The organism is Pseudoalteromonas sp. J010 (assembly GCF_003934235.1).
GTDB classification, from domain to species: Bacteria; Pseudomonadota; Gammaproteobacteria; order Enterobacterales; family Alteromonadaceae; genus Pseudoalteromonas; species Pseudoalteromonas peptidolytica.
Genome location: NZ_RDBW01000002.1, coordinates 122172 through 138332 on the forward strand (window position 1 = coordinate 122172; position 16161 = coordinate 138332).

The window sequence follows — 16161 nt, forward strand, 5'->3', positions numbered from 1 at the left end:
AACGCTGTAGTAAGGGGTAACAGCTGCTAGAGTTCAAGTTATTATCCCGAATTCAGGTTGCTCAGTTATTTGCTTAGTTAAGTGAGCTACTTTTCACCGAGGAAACCTAGTCGGCATCACCGCTATCACTACGACCTATACATCCTTATGCTATTTAGTTTGTACTAAATAACAACATCTAATGTCGTTAGTGTTTGATTTAGAAGCAAAGCACACACAAACACGCGTTATAACCAGCGCAGCACTGTGCCTAGTGTATGACTTTCTCCAGGTGCCAACTGTACAGCATCGTCCATAACATTCGCAGCTTCCAAGCACAGCATGTTATGGTACTCCTCGTCATTAAAATTACTTAGGCGTTGTGACTTCTCAATCCAGGGGTTCCACAATACACAAGAGCTAGATTGCTCACGTTTTACTTCAATAATTCCAGCTGGGGTATTAATCGTTTGTACTGCGCCCGCTTGGGTATAAACCATGTCTGTTTCGCGCGCAAAACTCACTATCTCATTTTGCTCATATGGGCCTTCACCAAACTCAATATACTTAGCACCTTGTAACCCATCCACCGTGGTGCTGCCAATCTCTGGTGTCGGAAAATAGGTGTGTAAAGCTTGTGTCAGAGTGAAAGGCACATCACCTGTATTCGTATTAGTCAGTCGCACAGCCAGTTTATCTGAAAGCACAAATTCAACTGCTAACGTTGATTGATGGGGCCAATATTGCGCTTCGACCAAGGTCATTGGCAAAGTGAGTTTTACGATAATTTCGTTGTCGTTTTCTATCACACTATCAGCACGCCAGACCAATTTACGCGCGACGCCATGGATAGGCCACTCAGCCTGACTATGCACGCCAAACCAAGGCCAACAAATAGGAATACCACCTCGAATTGGTTTTCCTTCGAGATAATCTTCAGCCTCAGAAACCCAGATTAAGTTGCCTTTTCCAGCTGGTGTAAACTCCGTCAGCTGTGCGCCTTGTAAAAAAATCTTTGCCTGACACAGTGCACTGTCAACCCAGATATATTCCAGACCTGACTCTGTGCGCTCAATCGAAACAGAAGGTGATAGTTCCATGGTAATTCCTACGTCAACTCGATGATATGCTTACCTTACCACTTAAATACTGCGAGTAAACTGTTATCAATCATTTTGAAACTTATTCAATTACTTGATAATTAAATATTGCGTTATCAGGTACTTTTTGAGCGCAGGGAAAAGCCTTAAAATATAGTAAGTATGGGCAAGAAAGCGGGTTACTATGGGCGATTAGAACCATTCAGCTCACCCATCCCCACTTTCAGCGATACATATTAAGGTTTGGATAAGAGTGAGCATACTCATGCTGTTTCAATCTATGGCGGATCACACCTTAAATTTGCCAACTAAATCGGTCAATGCGCTAGATAAAGAATGCAGCCTCACTCCGTTTTCATTTGTGTTCACCGCTATATCACTCACACTATCTGCGGCATTTTTAATCTCTACCACGTTGCGATTAATATCTTCTGCAACATGCTGTTGCTCTTCGGCTGCGGTAGCAATTTGCGTATTTAAATCACTGATATTCACAATTGCTTGAGTGATCTCGGAAAACTGTTGCTGTGCAGAGTTAGTCAACTCCACTGTTTTTTCTGTGCGTGTGAGGCTGCGCTTCATTTCCCCAGATACCAACTCAGTCATTTTTCGCAGCTTATCAAGCTGTGATGCAATTTCTTCTGTTGACTCTGAAGTACGTTGCGACAAGGCTCTTACTTCATCTGCAACCACAGCAAATCCCCTACCGTGCTCACCTGCGCGCGCTGCTTCTATTGCAGCATTCAACGCCAATAGGTTAGTTTGCTCAGCAATGCCTCGTATCACGCTTAAAATAGACATAATATTTTCGCTTTCAGTATCAAGCTGCATAATATCTGAAGTCGCCTTGTTAATAACTTCAGATAGAGTGGCTACACTCTCTACCGATTCTGTAATCACACTTTGCCCAAGCTCAGAGGCTTGTTGCGTTTGACCAGCCAGCTCTGCGGCATTTGCACAACTGGCCGCCACTTCATTGGCCGTAGCCGCCATTTGGTTGATGGCTGTGGCAGCCATTTCCAACGCTTGTTGCTGTTGACTCGTCGCCCCAGTGAGCTGATCAGACTGCGACGCGGTTTGTTTTGATGTTTCATTTACTTGCTGCGCACATTCATTTATTTGTGCCACTAATTCAGCGATTAAATTTAGGAATTGATTAAAACTAGTTGCGAGTTTACCTGTTTCGTCTTTGGTTTTTATATCTAGACGTTGGGTTAAATCACCTCCCCCTTGCGATATTTCAGTCAGTCCATCACTCACCTCTACAATAGGCGCTGAAATCAACTTGGAGATGTAATTGGCCAGCACCACAAAAATGGCAATCAGCACGGCACTCAAGATTAGAATGGTCAGCGTCATTGCGTTTGATGCTGCCATTACTTCACTTTTTTCAACTAACCCAATAAATTTCCAGCCAAGCTTAGGCGACGTATAAATGTTGGCAAAATAGTCTTTTTCGTCTATTTCCAACTCAAATAGACCATCATTATTTTGTGCCAATTCACGATAACGGCCATTTGCGATGTCATTTAACTTCTTAAACCTGTGTTCCGAAAACTTCGCATCAACTAGGACATTACCGGTATCCTCCACCAGCATTAAGTATCCCGTTTCTCCGAGCTTAATATTACGAATAATCTTGGTTAATCCCTGCAAAGATACATCCATGCCTTGCACTGCAACATTTTGGCCGTTAGCTTTCACGGCCTTCACCGTCGACACTATCACCATATCATCTGGCGCCCAATAGTAAGCACTTGTACGGATAGTATCGCCATTACCGCCCTGTCCTGTTTTAAACCATGGGCGCTGACGTGGATCGTAATTGGCATTTACTTGTCCCAACGGCCATTGAATATACCCGCCTTGCTGATTACCCATATAGATATAGGCAATGCCAGGGTGGGTTTTGCCAAAGTGCTCAAACAGGGTATATGCTGCGCGTTCACTCTCACTACCAGCCATTGAGTTGAGACGGCTTGCACTGGTTTTGTCCATATACGTTTGTACGCCTTGACGGGCACTTAACACATCAGGGTGGGAAGCTAGATAATCAACATTTTTTGCAATTTCATCAAAAAACATCTGAATGCCATTATCGACTTGGATCGCTTCTCTATCGCTTAGCTCTGAAAAAGTCTCAATACCCTGCTGCCTTGTTTGACTAATAATGAGCCCCGCGATAATCAGTAACGGCAGGGCGATTGCCACTGCAAACGATAGTCTTAACTTTTGCGATATATTCATGAATCAACACCATTTCATCGATTATAAAAATATAGTGATAGATACCTTATTGAGCAAGAATGACACAAAAATATGACTACTTGAGCAGCTATTATTGGTCGTTATGACCGCTTATCTCGGTGACTTTGGGGTAAAGCCTTCGGCATGTTATTGTAACAACTTGATAAAATGTCTGGGTCAGGTGTGATAACGCACTTTTCAACTCAGCTTTTTAATTACTAGACCATATATGCCATCTTCTGCAAAATTGGTTTTTATAGTCTATTATCCGTAAGAAGTTTTTGCGCTCAACCACTTAACAACGGGACAACTATGTTAAAACTTTCAACCATCTCACTGGGATTAGGTCTAGCACTTAGCACTAATCCAGTGCTTGCCAATAATTCAGAAATTGACCTATTAAAACGCCAATTGGCTGAACTTCAAAAGAAACTCACGCAATTAGAGGAGAAGGAACAAGCTCGAGCTAAGCAGGAAGAACTTGCAAAAGCTGAAAAAGCTGAAGCGCAAGGTAACACCACAACCACCGTTGCCGCAGCAGAGCCAAAGCCAAGTATCAAAGTTGGCGGCGCCGTACGAACTAATTTCAGTCATACCTCATACGATGATGACAATAAAAATCGCGGCGGTGATTTTGATTTCGATATTTTCAGGCTTAACTTTTCAGGTAACGTAGGTGGGTTTGGCTTAAATGCAGAAATCCGCTTTTTTGACTACATGACTGCTGTAAAGTATGCCTATTTAGACTACGATTTCGCCGAGAATTGGCAAGCACAGGTTGGTATGACCAAAGTGCCTTTTGGCAATTCACCTTACAACTCTCATAACTGGTTTTTTAACACCACCTATTATATTGGCCTCGAAGATGATCATGATATGGGGGTGGTCTTTAAACGAAAAGTTGCAGATAACTGGCAGCTCGACCTCGGCTTTTTTAAAAATGACGAGTTAGGTGGCGTAGATGGTTACGTTGATGACCGCAGTGACCGCTATTCTTATGACGTCGTTGGTTTTCGTAAAGCGGGAGATGGTGTCTATGATGATCCCACTCAACCAATCGGTGAATACAATACGTTTGTTGGCCGCTATGCCTACCACCTTGAGCACAGCGGTGGTGTCACAGAAATTGGCCTCTCAGGATTGGCCGGTGGTTTACACGACGGGAATGACCGTGCCGGCGATTACCACGCATGGGCGCTGCACCTAAATAGCAATATAGGCCCTTGGAACTTGCAGTTACAGCATGGCGAGTACAACTACGATATTGATGACGTGAATCGCATGGCTGTGGGCGCTTATGCTTTCTATGACTCAATTGCAGCAGAAGCAACCATGTCAAATGTTAACTTAGCTTACAGTATGCCAGTTGAGTTTGGTCCTATTACCGATCTGCAATTTTATAATGACTTCGGTATTATTTATGATAAATCCGATAACACTGAAGATACATGGATGAATGTAACGGGCGTATCACTTGCCGCTGGTGCATTTTTTACCTATGTTGACTTAGTTCACGCAAAAAACCAGCCGTTTATTGGCGGCTCAATTGCTGGCGATAGCGATGAAACCGAGCGTCGCTTCAATATTAACTTTGGCTACTATTTTTAGCCGTTCAGGGGACGCCAATAAAATTCACGCATAAACCTGCAAAAGCGTGGCATTCAGGGCGATGTAGCTATTAGCGCATCGCCTTTTGGTACACGCAATGGAGCAGCAAATTACTACCCGCTTCAACATCATGCCAGTGACTCCATTCGTCTTGTGAATGGCTAACACCGTTAAGAGACGGGATAAAAATAAGTCCCGTTGGACATATATCACAAAAAACCTGACAATCATGTCCAGCGCCACTTGGCATGATTTGATAATTAAGTGACAAAGCGTCTGCTTGTAGGCGGATAAACTGGATCATATCTGGTGAACATTTTACTGGTGGTACCCAACTCATCCGCTCATGCTCAAACACCAATTGATGCTTACGAGCAATCGCGGTTAATACCTTATGACAGGCCAACTCCAAGGCTTCCATTATCGTTTCATCCATATCGCGCGCCACAATAGTAAAATTAACCTCGCCCGCCACAGTATGTGCAAAGCCAGGCTTGATTTCCGCTTTGCCAACCGTGATCCTTGTAGTGTCAGTACCATCTTCGGCAATAATTCTATCAAGCTGATAAGCAAAGTCTGCCAGCCCCATAAAGGCATCACTGCGCATTTCCATTGGCACAGTCCCAGCATGGCTCGCTTTACCTATTAACTTAACCATCCATTTAAATACGCCAGCAATCCCCTCTACCACGCCGATTTGTATTCCGCTTTGGTCAAGTACAGGACCTTGTTCTATATGAAGTTCTAAAAAGCAGTCAATTTGCTCTGGCGGTAATTTTGCACCCAGCGCCGCCATCGGTTCTAACCCTTGAGCGCGCATAGCGTCACTGAGCATATATCCATCGGCATCATGGCTACTGAGTAATTGCTGTGTGGTTAACTTTCCAGTTAACGCCTGTGCGCCAATCATGCCACTAAAACGTCCCTCTTCCTCACTAGTACCTATTACCCATACTGGATGAGTCAATGCTACCTCTTGCTCTTTAAGCACTCGCAGGCATTCAAAGCCTGCAACAACACCCAGCGTGCCGTCAAACATACCACCAGCTGGCACACTATCTAAGTGCGAACCTATGATCACTGCGGGTTTTGTTGCTATTTCAGGAGAAGTCATTTCAATGATCACGTTGCCTGCACCATCCATTCGGCTTATAAATCCCTCTTGTTGTGCACAGGACATCAGCCACTTTCTAGCTGCAAAATCTTCGTCACTAAACCCTTGTCGATAGATCCCCTTGTCTTCATGGTTGTAGCCAAACTCTGCGAGCGCGAATAGCATTGACTTGAGACGTTCCAAATTCACTTTCATAACTCACTCCTCATTTTCGATGACACCTTCCGTGTGCTGTTATTCACTTCGTAACTATAACCCTCAGCCGACAATATGTGCCTGCTACGCTCACCAGTTACTACCTATACCAACTAGGTGCTCACTTTGATTCAGGCTTGGACTCTGCCTTAAGCTTAGCTTTAGCTTAGTTGAAAATTCGCGAATTTCCGGCTCTGTGGTATGCTTTTAAGTGTGTGAAGTGACTGTCTCTGTCGCTTGAAAAGTGAGAATTTCAATGCCAAAACATAACACCTCCCTATTCAACCGCTGTTTCTGGTTTCACGCAGCAGGGATCCTGTTTGTTGGGCTTGGTTTTATAGGTATGGCGTTACCTGTGATGCCTACGACTATTTTTTTCATTCTCGCGCTGGGCTGCTTTACTCGCTCCTCTCCAAAATTAGCGCACTGGCTACTGACTCACCCAAAATTTGGCCCCAGCCTAGTGGCATGGCAACAATATCAAGTTATTCCACCCAAAGGTAAAATTGGTGCAACAGTAGGAATGACGATTGGCCTTGTCATACTAAGTCTAAGCGCTGCACCTATGTGGGTGATCTGGGTTGTCGCAAGCATCGAGGCCACAGTGCTTTGTTATATATTTTCACGCCCAAGCACAACGCCTGTTAACATTAGAGATTAAAAACACACAAATAAAACAAAATAAACCTGAAGTTTACATTGCTACCCATTTAAGGTATACCTCTTGTTCTTGTAAAAGAAGCAACAACAAGTTGAGATACTATGAAAATAAAAATAACCTATCTAGCAACAGTGTTAGGGATAATGGCAAGTTCTGCCAGCGCCCAACAGGAATATCCTTTATTTCCCGGTGATCCTCTCGTACACCAGCAATGGCATCTAAAAAACACCGGACAAAATGCTTTTTCTGAACGAGGTGGCGTGGCAGGAGAAGATCTGAACTTAAGTTTAACTCATGCGCTTGGCATTATGGGAAGCGGCGTCACCACCGCTGTAATTGACGGTGGTGTTGAGCTGACACACCCCGATTTAATTAATAATGTAAAACCAGGATCGTGGGACTTTCTAACCAACTCACCAGACTTAAAACCAGCCAACAGCAGTGACAGTCACGGTACCGGTGTTGCAGGAATTATTGCAGCAACTGCATTTAATGGTATTGGTGGTCGTGGGGTTGCTTCAAGAGCTGGACTTGTTGGTTTTAACTACCTAAAAAATGGCAATATGGAGAACTGGCTACAGTCTCACGGCATGTATTCTGATGGTTTTAACAAGGCTTCATTTGATTTTCCTCGGGTGTTCAATCAAAGCTATGGTCGCACCTTATCTGCACCGCAGCGCTTTAATTATGACTCAACACCATGGCTACAAACCTATGAACAGGCACAAGAAGAGATCACCACCACCAGTCACAGCGGACGCGGTGCTATTTTCGTGAAGTCAGCGGGCAACGGGTATCGGGTACAAAGCTTTAACGCCCGTGGTCTTGGCTCAGGTTACTTATGGTTTGCAAATCGTAACCACGGCTTACCGATGCAAAATGTAAACCTCGAGCGAATTGATACCAGTTACTGGAACTTAGTGGTCTCAGCATATAACGCAGATGGCAAACTTTCTTCATACTCTACGGTCGGTTCAAGTGTATTTGTGAGCGCGCCGGGTGGTGAGTATGGCTCCACAACACCAGCGATCATCTCAACCGATATCAGCGGTTGCGATTGGGGTAAAAACCCAGCCAATTTACGTAACAGCTTGCATGGTGGGCACCCACTCGACCCACACTGTGACTATAATGCCACAATGAATGGAACGTCTTCAGCAGCACCAAATACAACAGGTGCAATCGCATTAATTATGTCAGCAAACCCCGCTTTGACTTGGCGCGATGTCAGGCACATATTAGCTTCTACCGCACGCAAAATTGATGCGGAGCACCCAGGCGTCACCCTGACTTTTAACAATGCACAGGGCGAAGCACAACAGTACGACGCTATCCCTACATGGCAAACTAACGCGGCAGGTTATGACTTCCATACCTTTTATGGTTTCGGTGCCGTAGATGTTGACGCGGCAGTTCACATGGCAAGATTCTATAATGCAGATCGCGGCAATTTTACTATCACACCGTGGCAGCAAGTTGATGCCAACGTAACCATACCTGATGGTTCAGTTGCAGGTGGTGAAAGCTCGGTACAAATTGACAACGATGTCACCGTTGAAGCTGTCCAGATCCGAGTAACTGGAGAGCATACCAGCACACGAGACGTGGCAATTGAACTTATTTCTCCAGCAGGCACTCGCAGTGTATTGATGACCCCAAGAACTGGAACGATCACAGGTCGTAATGGTTTTGATGACATGCAAATGTTGTCACATCACTTCTATGGTGAAGCCGCTCAAGGCCAATGGACAATCCGGCTCATTGATACACAAGGTGAAGATGAGGCGTTCGTATTTGACCCTCGTAATGGCGCACAAGATATTCGAGCAGTTCACAGAAATAATGCACAAGATGGTGTACTCACCTCATGGCAAATTCGTTTTATTGGTCATAACTAAGGAGAACCTTCATGAAAGCAATCGTTTTAACTGCCTTATTACTGAGTGGCCATGCTTTTGCAAACAACGACGCATTGGTTGAGCTGGTAGAAGCCTCTCAAGGCACTGCTGTTACTATTAATAATCAAGAGTTTATTGCTGTAGAAGCGAATAGTGTTACCTTAACAAAAGGCTTGCAGCTACAGTCGCCGTCAACCGGCGAATTGTACACGGTCACGGGGGAAATTATCGTGGAGCACCTTTCAGTGATCGATGCCACAACTTTTGCGCGAGATAATACGCTGGTTTTAAGTTATGTCAGGGGCAATCGCGCTATTTATAGGCATGCTGACTCACAGATAGATCTTCAAGTATTAAACGCTCAATTACGCGCTCAGCCAGGAGTATTGAGCACACAAATTGGTCTACAACTCGAAGGATTAGAAAGCGAGTAAAGGGTTATGAAGTGGAGGCGCGACGCCTCCTCTGCACACTATGCAAACGCCTTAAAAGCGTCATCTAGTGGCGTGTGTGCAATATGATTCACATAGTTACTCATCACTTTTTGACTTAGCGCTAAAATGATTTCCAACAGGTTTTGCTTGGTGTAACCCACGGCAAAAAACGCTTTAGTTTGTGCATCACTTAACTTACCGCGCTCACGCAGCATTTCGAGCGTTGTGGCACGCAATACTTCTAATTTTTCATCGCCCAATGGTGCTTGCTCACGCAATGCTTTGACCAACTCATCACTCACTTTCATTGATTTTGCGATAGCGGAGTGAGCAGGCACACAATAATGACACTCATGCTCTACGTTAATCGCTTGCCATACCACGGTTTTTTCATCGTTATTGAACGAGCTGTTTAAAAACGCTTCGTGTAACACTTGATAACCATGTAGATGCTCAGGCGACTCAGCCATCACGCCATGAAGGTTTGGAATACGGCCAAACGCTTGCTGGGACTTCTCGAGTAATGGTTTACCTTTTTGCGGTGCAGAGTCCACAGTATGGATTGTAAAGTCAGTCATAACTTGCTCCTTTTGGTGCATTTTGTATTGGTATAACCCGAGATCTAACTAACCTCAGGTTAACTACTCATTGAGTACTAGACTAACCTTACTTGAATGATCGTTCAAATAACTATTCGCTATAGTAAACACAATAACTTTCTAAATTAGTATGAAATATAATTCGCTACTGGCTGGTCAGGTCAAGCCAGCAGCATTGGGATCAAAAATAAATTTTGTTTTCAGCATAGTCGATAACTAGCTTGTCATCCTTAAAGTTACTTAAGCCAAGTAGGATAAATGGCTCATCTTTATATCCAAGCACCTCAAATACCGGCATATCTGACAAGTGACTTTCTGTATTGATGATTTCCTTGCCACCTACGCTAAAGCGCAGTGATTCTATGGCGACCTTTTTATTTTCTATACCATTTAGACCTCGACTGATATCTTCTTTACCAAGCGTCAAAGATAGCTTATTTGCCAAGTGTGAGTTGATGTAATTAGTTGTCGCGCCGGTATCTAGTAACGCATCCACCCGTTCACCATTAAAACTTGCTGTGAGTTTGATAAAGTCGTCGTCTATCGTAAAGCGCGCACTTTTTAGACCTTGTGTCACACTACTTGGGCAATCCCCCTGATACAAACTAAACGCATTATTTTTAAAATCAAACACATTACAATATTGCGACATATATCCATGCCCCAAAATGCCAGGTAAGACGCCTTCCACCTCTAAATTATCCATATCTTTAAATACATAAGGCAGCGACTCAATTGCAAAGCGCCCGACACTCGTGTGCTCTATCTTTGTCAATTCCAGCTCTGAATTACCATTGGCTCCTTGCACTTTCATTGTGCTGATTTTATCTTCTGGCAAAGCAAGTGCGGCTTTTAAATGAGAGGGTAAAACCCCCAAGTTCGCAGCACTGTCTAAAATCATGGGATGCGTGATCTGATGATTAAGCGCTGTCATTACATAGGCATGACCTTTCTCGGTATACTTCATCGGTAAGGTTAGTGACTCAGGTTTGGTAGACGCGGTGATGCCACAGCCAACGGTAGTACATGCTAATACTGATAAAATAATTGCTCTCATAATCTTGCTCTCAAACTGTTGATGTTTTTGTTGAGCTAACTATGCCGAGCAATTGTCAAGCAATTATCAAGTTAGTCGAGAAAACCTCAGCGTAAAGCTCGCTCCTTGATTTTCAGTGCTATTGGCAGTCAGGGTCGCTCCCATCAACTCAGCAAGTTGACGACAAATTGGTAAGCCGAGCCCTAAACTAGATGTGTCATGGCGTGACGCCTGAACTCGGTAAAAGCGTTCAAATATTTGTGTTAATTGAGTAGAAGACATACCCTGACCGCGATCAGCCACCGTGATAACCAGTTCATTGTCTTGATAATGTAGGTGTAGCATTACAATGCCGCCATCAGCGCCGTATTTAAACGCATTATCGAGTAGATTCACCACTATCTGCCTAACTCTTCCTGCATCGAGCGTAGCGGTTACGCCCGCTTGAATATCCGCTGTCAACGCCACACCTTGCTCCTGTGCCTGCGCTTGATAACGCACCAAAAGCGCACTTAGCAACTCAGAAACATTCACCTGTGTAGGTGACAACGTCAGTTGTTTTGATTCGGTTAACGATAATAAGCACAAGTCGTCGATGATACGATTGACGTTGTGAAGGTCTTGGGCGATCACTGCCAGCTGAGCTTTATCCATCGGTAAGATGCCGTCTTCCATTGCCTCCAAGCGTGAGCGAATGCCGTTAAGTGGGGTTCTGAGCTCATGAGATAAGTCTGAGTTCATTTGTTTATATTGCTGATGCAACCCCTGTAACCACGCAGCAAGATTATTGAAGCTGCTAATGATTTCACCCACTTCATCATGGCGCTTAAGCGCCAAGCGGGTATCTAACTCGCCCGACTCTATCGCCTTAAAGCTACGTTTAAGCTGTTTAAGCGGCGACAAGAAGTACCACGACCCCAGCCACGCAAGTAATGCAGCAATAATCGATAAGATGACCAAAGTAAGCATAAAATCGTCCAGCATCGCTTGCTGTAGTGCTTCCTTTTCAAACGACCTGTCTAGCAGTACCTTGGGAAGCCAAAATAATTCTTCATTTTGCGCCAGTTCATGTTGCACTTCATTAAATTGCACCACAAAGGCTGCAACACCGGGATGATGAATTGAAAATTGATGACCGGATTTTACCTGCTCATACTCAATTGAGAGCGTTGGGTCGAGGGTTTTTGCACTCGTGGTTAACTTGGTGTCTCGCCAAATAAACAGTTGCTCGGGAAAAGTCGCTGATAAAAACGTCAGCGTCGCTTCTGGGTTTACAAAAGCTTTGTCAGCCAATGCGGCTTCCACTAAGTCATCATCAAGCAATGTATGCCCAAATGTCACCGCACTTTGCTTATTGAACGCTAAAAAGGTGCGCTCCGCCGAGTGTTTAGATAACTGATAAAAGCTCCCAAGCAATGCAAAGGTACATAGTGCCACAAGTAAGGTAAATTTAGTTTTTATTTTCATGGCAATACCTTATGCGCAATAAATTGATAACCCTGACCATAACGCGTAGCAATAAACTTAGGCTCAGCTTTGCTATCACCTAGTTTCTTACGAAGGTTTGCTAAATGCGTGTCAACGGCACGGTCTGTGATCGGTGCATCGCTCCCCCACACTTGCTCAATTAATTGTGCACGGCTAAATACTTGGTGAGGTTGTTTGGCCATGGTGAGTAGTAACTCAAACTCTACCGCCGTCAACGTAGGAGTCTGCTTTGCCACAGTGACGGATTTGCTCTCTAAGTTAATGCTTAAGCCATCAAATAGCAAAGCGGCACTTTGCTGTCCACGATAGCTGCGCTTACATAGCGCTTTTGCTCGAGAGATAACTTCACGCGGACTATAAGGCTTACACACATAATCATCCGCGCCAAGTTCAAACCCCTCAAGGCGGTCGGTTTCAGACACTTTGGCGGTCACCATAATGGTAGGAATGTTGCGCATAACGGCTTCTTTAAGTAGCTCACGGCCATCGCCTCCTGGGAGCATAACATCCAAAATCGCAAGCTCAAATGTGAGGTTTTGTAAGGCTCGATGGGCATCTGGGGCGTTATCGAAATGGACAACCTGCATATCCGATTGTGCCAGATATAAACTTAAAATCTCGGCACTGCTTGGGTCATCCTCGACATATAAAACAGTATATTGGTTAGGCATTGTTGAAATTAACTTAACGAGTCGTGCTGAAGTATTCGAATCCTTTTGATAGCCGCAATACCTTTCATCATTATTGTGATGAGAGTCAATTGCGCCCACTCAAGTAAGCGATCCGTCAGCTGATTATGTCAATAGTCGCACTATGCCACAACTGCACAGCTTATTAAACGTAGTGACCATAGCAAATTATACCAAGCTGCAAACACCGCATAACAAAAAACAATCAACCACTCGCCCTCTTGATGGGTGGTAACTATTTATAATAAAAGGACTTTTACATTACTTATCAATGCAAAATCGCAACCTTTGCAACTCACAGTTAATAGTGTCACTAAGACACAAACTGACAACAATACAAATTTTGATCGATTCAAACCTTAGTGTCGCACAGACAATAAATTATATTTATTAACATAAAAACCCTTATTTTTGATTTAATCTGGACAATCGTTTATTGTGTCCAAAAGACAGTATCTAAATAACCGATGACTTCTGAACATGATTTAACCCAGTTTCACACCCCACTTTTTTCAGTAAACAACGTGCTATTTACAATGTTGCAGGACAGCCTAAAAGTACTGTTGGTAAAACGTACTAGCGCCCCATTTAAAGGTCGCTGGGAGCTACCTGGCGGGTGTGTTGATATTGAACTGGATGACAACACGGATATGAGTGCGCTGCGCAACATCAAAGCGCTCACCGCTGCCACTCCGCAATTTTTTGAGCAGCTACAAGCCTTCTCTGGGATCAACCGTGATCCACGAGGCTTTAGCGTATCGCTGGTTTATTACGCTTTGATTTCACCGCAGTGTATCGCTGTAAAACCAAGTGCAGTGGAGGAAGTAAAATGGATGGATCTGAGTGCGATCCAAGATCTCGCAATGGCTTTTGATCATAAGCAGATCATCGCAACGGCAAGATCTCAGCTACAACAAAAAGCATTATATTCAATGATCCCCGTTTATTGCTTAGCGGATCAATTTACCATCGGACAACTTAAAGCTGCCATTGAGGCCATCATCGCCAAGCCTATTCAACGTAAAAGCTTAATAAGGCGTGTTGAAGCTTCCGGCATGCTTGAAGCACTCGATGAAAAAGTGAAGTCTGGTGGGCGACTGGCACAGTTATACCGGCTAAAGTCAGACACAGAAACTGTGTATTTTGAACGGAGTTTGAGCTTTGGATAAAGCGCAGATCGTGGCAATTTTTACGACAACGACAATACTGCTCCTTGCAAATAATCTAGTGCCTGACATTGTGCTTGCAACTGTTCGATAAAATCCTTGGTGTAAGCCGGTGGGATCCGCTGGTTTGGCCAAAGCGCATAAATGTTACGAGTAAATTGACAGTCACCGATATATTTAAATGCTGTTTCAGAGTGCGCGCGCAGCGCGGCTATTTCCGTCATTGGCAATACACCCGCACCGTTCTCTGAACCAACCAATTTTCTCACCAGAGTGATATCACCCACATAAGATACGTGATTGAACTGTGCAAGTAGTGTGAGCCACTCATCGGTTGCTGGAATTTGTGAAGCTTTAAACGGTAAGAACAAAGTTTGCGTAGACGCAATCTCTTTAGCTACCACTACCCGCACGGTAATTTGCCCCAAGCGCTTTTGATAGACGCTAGAATCCTCCAGCTCGCCTACACGGATCGCTAAATCAAAGCGTTTTTGGCTTAACAAGGCCACACTGTTGGCAGGTTCAACATGTAATTGAATATCAGGATGTTGCGACTGAAACGATTGCAGTGCATCGTATAATGGATCAATTATTAGGTTTTGCGGGCATAGCAGGTGGAACGTCTTAGCTTCTAGTGTCGAAAGCGTTTCACTTTTTGCATGCAGCGCAAGCAGCGGATCAGCCATCTCATCGACTACAGTTTGACCATGATTTGTTAGTCTAAGCCCTCTGGCACTGCGCAGTAATAACGGATAACCAAGCTTGTCTTCTAGCGCTAACATCCGCTTAGACAGCGTCGGGGCGCCAATCCCAAGCTCTTCTGCAGCCTTGGCAAAACTTCCCCAGCGGCTTATCTCAATAAACAGTCGTAAGTCATCTAGCATAATTACCTTTGCAATCTTAGCTTTCCACTTCTGCCATTCTGATCGACTGGCTATTCCCTACAATCATACCAATAGCCAAAGGAGAAAACATGCAAAAACTCGTTTTTACATTGCTACTGTCACTATGCCTGTCATTTATGGTGTCTGGGTGGGTTACGTACATCAACTTAGGATTAGTGGCTGACTTTACCACGCGATGGGCACATGCTTTTGCCAACGCTTGGCCAGCCTCGTTTGTCGCAGCTTATTTATTATCAGCCCCAGTTACCGCAGTTACTAAACGCATTATGGAGAAATACCATGACCATCAGCCACAATAACGTTAACTTTATCGCCCATATCACACCTAAGCCCGAGCACTATCAAGATTGTATTAACGCAATCCAAGAGATCTTGCCAACCACTCGAGCAGAAGCAGGCTGTTTGCGCTTTGAATTTTATGAAAATGAAAACCGCACCCAGCTTACCTTAGTTGAACGCTTCGTCGATCAAGCCGCGTTTGATTTTCATCACCAGCAAGCTTACACCAAACAGGTATTTACACTGTATCAAGGGTGGCTGGCAAAAGCAGTGGATATAATCGCCATCAAACCGCTTTAACCAACACTTTAGCTCGATATCGCACAATGCCATTTTATTAGGTGTTGTGCGATTGGTTTAGTGACTTGTTAAACCTTGGGTATTTTTACAAAGACGATATACTAAGGTGAAGTACAACAATAAAAGGAAAATGCCATGCCAGGATTACCAGCTGCACGGATTTCAGATATGCACGTCTGCTCTTTGGTGACTGGCACCGTGCCACATGTAGGCGGGCCAATATCAGGCCCTTCGGTGCCAAATGTGTTAATTGGGGGAATGCCTGCTTCTGTTGTTGGTGATATCGCTGTTTGTGTTGGTCCACCAGATACCATAGTAAAAGGCAGTACCAGTGTGCTTATCAGTGGCAGACCAGCAGCAAGAATGGGAGACACCACCAGCCATGGCGGTAATATCGTCCTTGGCATGCCAACGGTGTTAATAGGCTAAACACAATTAGCGGTGAGCTTGAAGCTCAGGTCTA

16 protein-coding genes are annotated in these 16161 nt (G+C 44.3%); 8 read left to right on the forward strand and 8 right to left on the reverse strand.

The window, feature by feature from the left end:
- Positions 1–227 precede the first annotated feature (227 nt).
- Both EAG18_RS02000 and EAG18_RS02005 read right to left on the reverse strand, forming a co-directional pair.
- Positions 228–1079 (reverse strand): D-hexose-6-phosphate mutarotase, encoded by an 852-nt coding sequence (locus EAG18_RS02000; RefSeq protein ID WP_125250740.1) that lies wholly within the window; start codon positions 1077–1079, stop codon positions 228–230.
- A 288-nt stretch (positions 1080–1367) separates the two neighbouring features.
- Positions 1368–3326 carry a methyl-accepting chemotaxis protein gene (locus tag EAG18_RS02005; RefSeq protein ID WP_125250741.1) on the reverse strand — a complete coding sequence of 653 codons (1959 nt, stop codon included), beginning with the start codon at positions 3324–3326 and terminating at the stop codon, positions 1368–1370.
- Between the two features lie 312 nt (positions 3327–3638).
- On the opposite strand from EAG18_RS02005, the gene EAG18_RS02010 reads away from it, so the two are divergent.
- Positions 3639–4934, forward strand: a complete 1296-nt coding sequence (locus tag EAG18_RS02010; protein ID WP_125250742.1) for a porin — start codon at positions 3639–3641, stop codon at positions 4932–4934.
- Positions 4935–5004: 70 nt separating this feature from the next.
- Here the strand turns inward: EAG18_RS02010 and EAG18_RS02015 are convergent, their stop codons facing one another.
- The gene (locus EAG18_RS02015) at positions 5005–6243 is read right to left on the reverse strand and encodes a Zn-dependent hydrolase (RefSeq protein ID WP_125250743.1); all 1239 of its coding nucleotides are present in this window, start codon (positions 6241–6243) and stop codon (positions 5005–5007) included.
- Positions 6244–6499: 256 nt separating this feature from the next.
- Between EAG18_RS02015 and EAG18_RS02020 the strand changes: the two genes are divergently transcribed.
- The 3 genes from EAG18_RS02020 (at position 6500) to EAG18_RS02030 (ending at position 9236) form a co-directional block, all read left to right on the forward strand.
- The gene (locus tag EAG18_RS02020; RefSeq protein ID WP_125250744.1) at positions 6500–6904 is read left to right on the forward strand and encodes a YbaN family protein; all 405 of its coding nucleotides are present in this window, start codon (positions 6500–6502) and stop codon (positions 6902–6904) included.
- Between the two features lie 101 nt (positions 6905–7005).
- Entirely contained in the window at positions 7006–8802 is a 1797-nt protein-coding gene (locus EAG18_RS02025) for a S8 family serine peptidase (protein ID WP_125250745.1), read from the forward strand.
- 11 nt (positions 8803–8813) lie between these two features.
- Positions 8814–9236 (forward strand): hypothetical protein, encoded by a 423-nt coding sequence (locus tag EAG18_RS02030; protein ID WP_125250746.1) that lies wholly within the window; start codon positions 8814–8816, stop codon positions 9234–9236.
- A gap of 38 nt (positions 9237–9274) precedes the next feature.
- Here EAG18_RS02030 and EAG18_RS02035 read toward each other — a convergent pair whose 3' ends face one another.
- From EAG18_RS02035 to EAG18_RS02050, 4 genes are all read right to left on the reverse strand, one after another.
- Positions 9275–9814 carry a carboxymuconolactone decarboxylase family protein gene (locus tag EAG18_RS02035; protein WP_125250747.1) on the reverse strand — a complete coding sequence of 180 codons (540 nt, stop codon included), beginning with the start codon at positions 9812–9814 and terminating at the stop codon, positions 9275–9277.
- Positions 9815–10016: 202 nt separating this feature from the next.
- Positions 10017–10892, reverse strand: coding sequence for a retropepsin-like aspartic protease (locus EAG18_RS02040; RefSeq protein WP_125250748.1), 876 nt, complete (start codon positions 10890–10892; stop codon positions 10017–10019).
- A 66-nt stretch (positions 10893–10958) separates the two neighbouring features.
- The gene (locus EAG18_RS02045; RefSeq protein ID WP_125250749.1) at positions 10959–12338 is read right to left on the reverse strand and encodes a HAMP domain-containing sensor histidine kinase; all 1380 of its coding nucleotides are present in this window, start codon (positions 12336–12338) and stop codon (positions 10959–10961) included.
- Entirely contained in the window at positions 12335–13030 is a 696-nt protein-coding gene (locus EAG18_RS02050) for a response regulator transcription factor (protein ID WP_125250750.1), read from the reverse strand. Before EAG18_RS02050 ends, EAG18_RS02045 begins: the two co-directional genes overlap by 4 nt.
- A gap of 485 nt (positions 13031–13515) precedes the next feature.
- Between EAG18_RS02050 and EAG18_RS02055 the strand changes: the two genes are divergently transcribed.
- Positions 13516–14217 (forward strand): NUDIX domain-containing protein, encoded by a 702-nt coding sequence (locus EAG18_RS02055; RefSeq protein WP_125250751.1) that lies wholly within the window; start codon positions 13516–13518, stop codon positions 14215–14217.
- Positions 14218–14237: 20 nt separating this feature from the next.
- Here the strand turns inward: EAG18_RS02055 and EAG18_RS02060 are convergent, their stop codons facing one another.
- Positions 14238–15098, reverse strand: a complete 861-nt coding sequence (locus EAG18_RS02060) for a LysR family transcriptional regulator (RefSeq protein ID WP_125250752.1) — start codon at positions 15096–15098, stop codon at positions 14238–14240.
- Between the two features lie 89 nt (positions 15099–15187).
- Here EAG18_RS02060 and EAG18_RS02065 point away from each other — a divergent pair, with 89 nt between their 5' ends.
- The 3 genes from EAG18_RS02065 to EAG18_RS02075 all read left to right on the forward strand — a co-directional run bounded on the left by EAG18_RS02065 (position 15188) and on the right by EAG18_RS02075 (position 16127).
- The gene (locus EAG18_RS02065; protein WP_125250753.1) at positions 15188–15418 is read left to right on the forward strand and encodes a DUF2798 domain-containing protein; all 231 of its coding nucleotides are present in this window, start codon (positions 15188–15190) and stop codon (positions 15416–15418) included.
- Positions 15399–15698: a putative quinol monooxygenase gene (locus tag EAG18_RS02070; protein WP_125250754.1), complete on the forward strand. Its 300-nt coding sequence runs from the start codon at positions 15399–15401 to the stop codon at positions 15696–15698. Before EAG18_RS02065 ends, EAG18_RS02070 begins: the two co-directional genes overlap by 20 nt.
- Positions 15699–15833: 135 nt before the next feature.
- On the forward strand, positions 15834–16127 hold the full coding sequence (locus EAG18_RS02075) for a PAAR domain-containing protein (protein ID WP_125250755.1): 294 nt from the start codon (positions 15834–15836) through the stop codon (positions 16125–16127).
- Positions 16128–16161: the final 34 nt, after the last annotated feature.